We start from the raw sequence: 6,653 nt of genomic DNA on the forward strand, positions 1-6,653 counted from the left end.
CCCACACGGCGGCCGCCAGCCCGAGAAAGACGCAGGCGACGGCCAGGAGAAGGAACCTGGGGCGCATGACGCCGATGATGTACCGGAGGTCGTTACCGCTCTCTTCCGCTGCCATGGTGCCGTTTCCTCATTCCGTGATTTCACCGCGCCCGGGCCCGCCTGGCGGCGGGCCCGGATCCACCTACTTCATCAGCTTCCGGAGCGTCTCGTTGACCGCTTCGGCCCAGATCTCGTACCCCTTCCCCGTCGGGTGCAGGGCGTCGCTCATCACGTCCTTGGGGATGTTCCCTTCCGCGTCCAGGAACTTCTGCCCGATGTCGAGGTAGTGCACCCGCTCCCCGTCGTGGAGCCGGGAGATGACGGCGTTGATTTCGGCGATCGTCCCGCGCACGGGGTCGTCGGCCGCGCCGCGGGGAAAGATGGCGAGGAGCAGGATTTTGGCCTCCGGGAAGTCCTTCTGCAGCTCGAGGACCACGGCGCCCACCCCCTCGGCGATCTCGGCCGCGCTGTTGCGGCCGGTGTTGTTGGTGCCGATCATCAGCATCACCGCCCGGGGCTTGAAGCCCCGTCCCTCGCCGTTCTGCAGGCGGTAGAGCACCCCCTGCGTGGTGTCCCCCGCGATGCCGAAATTGGCCACCTTCAGGTCGCCGAAATATTTATCCTGCACCGGCTTGCCCGCGAACATCCCGTCCGCGTTGCGCCAGAAGTCGGTGATGGAGTCCCCCATGAAGAGGACGTCGCTCTCCCCCTTGCGGGCCACCTCGAGGTTGGCCTGGTGCTTCTGCTGGAAAAAGGGGGCCAGGTAGGGGACCGTGGCGGAGTTGGGAGGGGGGACGCGCACCGAGACGAGCCCCGGGTACTTCCGGTCGAGTTCCCTGATCTCGGGGTCGGCGGTCTCGAGAAACCGGGCCAGGGCGCGCTCGGCCGTCCGGACCTCGGCCGCCGAGGGGCGCGCGATGGCCACGGCCGCGGGCACCGGCGCGGGCGGCACCCCCGCGGGCGGCGCCTGGGCGAAGCCGGCGCCGGCCGCGCCGGCCAGAAAGAACATCACCAGACTACAACACCGATTGAATTTTCCCGATCTTTCCCTACGTTTCACGACCCGCCTCCTTGTTGAGGGGTTGATTTATGGATGCCAGACAAGCTGAAGCCATACAGTGTATGACACCCCGATACCCTATTGCAAAGGGAGAGATAATTTTGCCTCCGCCCCGGCGGTTTCCTGCGATATACTGAAAAGCACTTCAATGCCGCGCAGCGGAAGAGCCTCCGGGATCGAGCCGAGGGTGGGAGAACCGGACATGGGACAGAAAAGGGAACTCGCGCTCGCTCTCCTCGGGGCCTACGGGGTGATCACGCTGCTGCTGGGAACCCTGGCGCTCGTGCCCGTCGTGGTGCCGCATGAGCGGATTCTCCCCCTCGTCCCCGAATGCACGACGCGGGAGCGCGGGGAGCCCCCGTGCCCCCTGTGCGGCATGACGACGGCCTACCTCGACATCTCGCGCGGGGATTGGGCTGCGGCCGCCCGGAACAACCGGGGAGCGGTCCCGCTCTACCTCTTTTCCATCATCAACCTGGTCCTGTTCCCGCCCCTGGCATGGTCGGTCAGGGGCCGCATGGAGGCATACGCACCATGACCCTTCTCAGTCTCATCTGGGGCATCCTCGCCCTCGTCGGCCTCGGCATCGGCTTCATCCCCTGCCTCGGTTCGCTCAACTGGCTCAATATCCCCTTCGCCGGGGTCGGGCTGATCGTCGGCATCATCGCCCTCCTCGGGGCGGCCCCGGAAAAGCGGGGGGGCGCCATCGCGGGCGTGGTGCTCTGTTCCATCGCCGTGGTCCTGGGGGTGATCCGGCTGATCCTGGGAGGCGGCATCCTCTAACCCGCGATCGCGGCCAGGTCCTCCTCCACGCTCCTGATCTGGAAAATGTCGTATTTGGCCATGAACCGCTTCCCCGATTCGGTCTGCAGGAAGGCGGGGAGGGTCGGCCCGATACGGATGCCGCGCACCCCCAGGGCCGCCAGCGCCAGGATGATGCCCACCGCTTTCTGGTCGTACCAGGCGATGTCCAGGGCAAGCGGGAGGTCGTTGATGTCGCCGGCCCCGGTGGCCTCCTTGAGGGCGAGCGCGATCCGCACCAGGCTGTAACAGTCGTTGCACTGCCCGGCGTCGAGCACCCGCGGGATGCCGTCGACGGTCCCCAGGTCCAGCTTGATGAAACGGTACTTGGCGCACCCGGCCGAGAGGATGACGGTGTCGGGCGGCAGGGCGCGCGCCAGGCGGGTGTAGTAGACGCGCCTCGGGTCGCGCCCGTCGCACCCCCCCATGACGACGAATTTCCGGATCTTCCCCGCCCGGACGGCCTCGACGATTTCACCCATGAGGGGCGCCACGGCGCGGTGGGAAAACCCGGCGGTGACCTCTCCCTCGTCGATCGGTTCGGGGGGCGGGCAGTTGCGGGCCAGTTCGACCAGGCGTGAAAAGTCCTTGGGCCCTTCCCCGGCGGGGTCCCCGATGTGGGGGACGCCGGGATAGCCGGCCACCCCGGTGGTGAAGATCCTGTCCTTGTAGGCGGGCGCCACGGGAACGATGCAGTTGGTGGTCACCAGGATCGGTCCCCGGAAGCTCGCGAACTCCAGGTCCTGCATCCACCAGGCGTTGCCGTAATTCCCCACCAGGTGGCCGAATTTCCTCAAGCGGGGATACTGGTGCGCCGCCCACATCTCGCTGTGGGTGTAGACGTCCACCCCCGTCCCCTCGGTCTGCTCGAGCAGTTCCTCGAGGTCCCGGAGGTCGTGCCCCGTGACGAGAATGCCCGGATTTTTGCGCACCCCCAGGGGGACGCGGACGATTTCGGGCGTGCCGTAGACCGCGGCATGGGCCTGGTCCAGGAGCGCCATCGCCGCGATCATGATCCTCCCCGTCTCGACGGCGGCCTCCTCCAGCTCGCTTTCGGTCCGGGGAAAATTCATCGCCGCCAGGGCCCGGATCATGGAATCGAGGAGGGCGTCGTCGTAATGCCCCAGCGCGGCGGCGTGAAAAGCGTAGGCCCCCGCCCCCTTCAGCCCGTAAACGGACAGTTCCTGCAGGGAACGGAGATCGGCGTCCTTGATGCTGCGGATGTCGACCGAGAGCGACTTGCGCCGGATGGCGTCCTCGTCCTCCGGCTCCCAGACCGCCGGGTCGGGCGCGGACGCCTCGGGCGCCTCCACGTCGGGCGCGGGGCTCGCGGCACGCAGGCGGGCGCGGAGCGAAATCCCCTCCCGGATCCTGGCGACGAAGCGGTCGGGGTCGAAATTGGTGTTCGTGACCGTCATGAAGAGGGATTCGGAGATGAAGAGCCCCGCTTCGCGCTTCCCCCCCTCCCCCGCGCGCTCCGCCCAGAAGGCGACGCCGCGCAGGAGGTGGATGAGCAGGTCCTGGAGGTTCGCGGTCTCGTCGCTCTTGCCGCAGGCGCCGAAATAGGCGCAGCCGCGCTCCATGGAGGTTTCCTGGCACTGGTAACAGAACATATGCATGATCGTCGCTCCTCGCTTCCGCCGCGGCCGTACCGGCCCCGGTTCCTCATCATACTACATCCATATTACCCCGCGCGGGGATCCGGTCCTTGACCCGGGTCAATTTCCCGGGATCACATGAGGAAATAGAAGAAGGTGACGGCGACAGCCAGGAAGAGGAGCGTCATCCCGCTCCCCGCCCGGACGTAGTCGGTGTTGCGGTACCCGCCCGGCGACATCAGCAGGGCGTTGACCTGGTGCGTCGGCAGGATGAAGGAATTCGCGGCGCAGACCGCGGCCATGAGCACCAGGGGGCGCGGGTCAAGGCCGCCGATTTCGGCCATGCCGATGACGAGGGGGGCCAGGACCACGATGGCGCCCACGTTGGACATGAAGAGCGAAAAGGCCGTCGACAGGATCCCGACGGCCAGAAACACCAGGGCGGGGTGCCGGTCCGCCGCCACGGCCATGATCTGCTCCGCCAGGAACCGGGCGGACCCGGTCTTCTGCATGGCGACGCCCAGGGGGATGAGGCCTGCCAGCAGGAAAACCACCTTCCACTCGATCGCGCGGTACGCCTCCTGGATGTCCAGGACCCGGGCCAGGATCATCGCCGCGGCGCCGGAGAAGAAAGCCATGGATATGGGGCGACCCGCGAGCGCGAGCGCGATCGCGAGCGCGAAACAGGCCAGGGCGGCCGGGGTCCGGGCCCGGTCCTTCCTCTCGGCTTCGAACGGCGTCGCCACGACGAAGTCGAGCCCCTCCCCGAGGTCCCGGATCTTTTCCCACGGCCCGTAGACGATGAGGGTGTCCCCCGGGACGATCTCCCGGTCGGAAAGGTCGCCCCGCACCTCCTCCCCCCGGCTGAAGATCATGACCGGTTCCACCGCGTAACGTTTCCGGAGCGAGTACTGGCGGATGGTCCGGCCCGCGAGTTCCGAACGGGGCGGCACGATGGCTTCGGCAAACCCGGCGTGGTCGGCGTCGAAAAGCCCGGAAAACCGGCCGGAAGGGCCGAGGAGCCTCAGCCCGAATTCGGCCGCGAACCGGTAGAGGTCCGCCTCCTCCCCCAGCAGGGCCAGGCGCTGCCCCCGGGCCAGGACCGTTTCCCTCCAGGGAGCGTAGACGACCTCGCGCCCCTCCGAAAGGCCGAGGATGTTGATGCCGTAGCGCTCCCATAGATTCAGCTCTTCCGGCGTCTTCCCCTCCAGGGGGCTTCCGGCCTCGACGGCGCACTGCCGCATCTTGTGCGGGAGGTGGAAGGCTTCGACCATCTTTTCCTGCTCGGACTTCAGGTTCTCCCGCCCGGGGGCCCGCGGGAGCACCCGGCGCCCGAACAGGAGGAGGTAGCCGATGCCGGAAGCCAGGAGCAGGACCCCGACCGGGGTCACGCTGAACAACCCGTAGGGCTCGAGACCCGCGCTGCGCAGCAGGTCGTTGGTCAGGATCAGCGGGCCGGAACCGACCATGGTGAGGGTGCCGCCCAGGATGGCGGCGTACCCGACCGGCATGATGAGGGACGAAGCGGGGATTTTCGCCCGCCGGGAAATATCCAGGATGCCCGGCAGAAAGAGGGCCACGGCCCCGATATTCTGGACCAGGCCGGAGATCGCGCCGACGGCCACCGCGAGAATGCCGAGGATCCGCGTCCGGCCGTTCCCCGCCTTCTCGAGGATCATCCTGGAGAACCGGTCCATGGCGCCCGTTTTGGCGACGCCGCGCCCCATGATCATCACCCCCATCATGGCGAAAACGGCGTTGCTGGAAAATCCCGAAAAGGTCTCGGCGGGCTCGAGAACGCCCGTCCAGCCCAGGGCCAGCATGCAGAGGATGGCCACCACGTCGATGCGGACGATGTCCAGCACCAGCAGGGCCACCGTGGCGGCGAGGACGGCGAGAACCAGGGCGATCGGACTATCCATGACGGGCCCACCCGGAGCGTAAGATCCGTATGATGTCCTAAATTGCCACACACCGGCTCCTTCTGGTAGTAGAATCGATTGTTTGCGATCCTGAAACCTGGAGGTTGGAATTGACTGGCAAGTATCCCGTGTCCGATCCGCTCTTTCCCCTGGCCGAGGAGGCCGCCGGCGCGTTCGCCCGGGTGTCGCCGCTGGCCGGGGGCCGCCGGCTGCCCGGAGCCTTCCCGCCCGGGGAGGCGGCCCAGCGGGCGCGGGGGCTGCGCCGGCTGGACGTAGACGCCTATGTCCGCGCCGCCGTGCTCCCCTCGGAGGATCCGCGCCGCACCGGGGCGCAGGCCGTCATCCGCCTCCTGGCCGGGCACGTGCTCGAGCAGACCGACATGGGGCCGCTCTACGCGGCGCGGATAGAGCTGCAGTTCCCCGGCGGCGGGACCCGCCGGGTGGGGGTGCTGGCCCAGGAGCGCACCCGCCGGGGGGGCGTGTGGATGCCCGAACACCACGAGAGGGCGGTGGACATCATCCGCGGCTTCGCCGCCGGCGGGCTGCCCGTCGTCACCTTCATGGACACCCCCGGCGCCGACGCCGGCCAGGAGGCCAACCTCCGTAACCAGGCCCACTCCATCTCGCGCCTGATCGCCGAATTCGCGCAGCTCGAGGTCCCCACCGTCGGCGTCATCCTGGGCAGCGGCTACAGCGGGGGGGCCATCCCGCTCGCCACGGTCAACCTCCTCCTCTCCGCCCGCGACGGGGTGTTCAACACCATCCAGCCGCGCGGCCTGGCCAGCATCGCGCGCAAATACGACCTCTCCTGGCAGGAGTGCGCGCGCCACGTCGGGGTCAGCAGCTACGAACTGTGCGTGCAGGGGATCGTCGACGCCGTCGTCGACTTCGCCCCGGGGGAGACGGACACCGTGGCCAATCTCGCCGACGCCGTCACCCACGGCATCGAGGCGGTGGAGCGCGCGGCGCGCGACTTCGTGCGCTCCACCCCCGAAATCTTCGAGCAGTACCGGCGCGACGTGCGGCAGTACCTCTCCCCCTCCGAACCGCTGCGCAAACTCGAGGACGCGCCGCTGTGGCGCCCGCGGCACCCCGCGGAGCACCCGGGCGTCTTCGGCTGCGCTTTCCGGCACCTGCGCTCCCTGGGCCTGCGCCGCCGGCTGCATTCGACCACCCTCTCCCGCTACGGGCGTCTGAGCGCGGCCGACACCCCCCGCGGCGACCTCCGCCGGC

At 68.4% G+C, this 6,653-nt stretch carries 6 protein-coding genes; 3 read left to right on the forward strand and 3 right to left on the reverse strand.

Translation table 11 applies throughout. The features are described 5' to 3' along the window. Positions 1 to 181: 181 nt before the first annotated feature. Entirely contained in the window at positions 182 to 1,099 is a 918-nt protein-coding gene (locus GXY47_12735; protein NLV32008.1) for a GDSL family lipase, read from the reverse strand. A gap of 202 nt (positions 1,100 to 1,301) precedes the next feature. On the opposite strand from GXY47_12735, the gene GXY47_12740 reads away from it, so the two are divergent. After that, positions 1,302 to 1,637 carry a DUF2752 domain-containing protein gene (locus tag GXY47_12740; protein NLV32009.1) on the forward strand — a complete coding sequence of 112 codons (336 nt, stop codon included), beginning with the start codon at positions 1,302 to 1,304 and terminating at the stop codon, positions 1,635 to 1,637. Then, positions 1,634 to 1,882, forward strand: coding sequence for a hypothetical protein (locus tag GXY47_12745; protein ID NLV32010.1), 249 nt, complete (start codon positions 1,634 to 1,636; stop codon positions 1,880 to 1,882). The genes GXY47_12740 and GXY47_12745 overlap by 4 nt, the downstream gene beginning before the upstream one ends. Here GXY47_12745 and hcp read toward each other — a convergent pair. Beyond that, positions 1,879 to 3,519: a hydroxylamine reductase gene (gene hcp, locus GXY47_12750; protein NLV32011.1), complete on the reverse strand. Its 1,641-nt coding sequence runs from the start codon at positions 3,517 to 3,519 to the stop codon at positions 1,879 to 1,881. The two genes, GXY47_12745 and hcp, sit on opposite strands and share 4 nt — an antisense overlap. Before the next feature lie 113 nt (positions 3,520 to 3,632). Next, positions 3,633 to 5,420: an SLC13 family permease gene (locus tag GXY47_12755; protein ID NLV32012.1), complete on the reverse strand. Its 1,788-nt coding sequence runs from the start codon at positions 5,418 to 5,420 to the stop codon at positions 3,633 to 3,635. Between the two features lie 110 nt (positions 5,421 to 5,530). Between GXY47_12755 and GXY47_12760 the strand changes: the two genes are divergently transcribed. Then, the coding region (locus GXY47_12760) for a carbamoyl-phosphate synthase large subunit (protein NLV32013.1) at positions 5,531 to 6,653 on the forward strand (1,123 nt) is incomplete at its 3' end.

It is taken from the genome of Acidobacteriota bacterium, assembly GCA_012729555.1.
Taxonomy (GTDB): Bacteria; Acidobacteriota; UBA6911; order UBA6911; family UBA6911; genus UBA6911.

Coding starts and splice junctions, on each gene's coding strand:
- GXY47_12740 (NLV32009.1), top strand. CDS start 1,302: ATGGGACAGAAAAGGGAACTCGCGCTCGCTCTCCTCGGGGCCTACGGG.
- GXY47_12745 (NLV32010.1), top strand. CDS start 1,634: ATGACCCTTCTCAGTCTCATCTGGGGCATCCTCGCCCTCGTCGGCCTC.
- hcp (NLV32011.1), bottom strand. CDS start 3,519: ATGCATATGTTCTGTTACCAGTGCCAGGAAACCTCCATGGAGCGCGGC.
- GXY47_12755 (NLV32012.1), bottom strand. CDS start 5,420: ATGGATAGTCCGATCGCCCTGGTTCTCGCCGTCCTCGCCGCCACGGTG.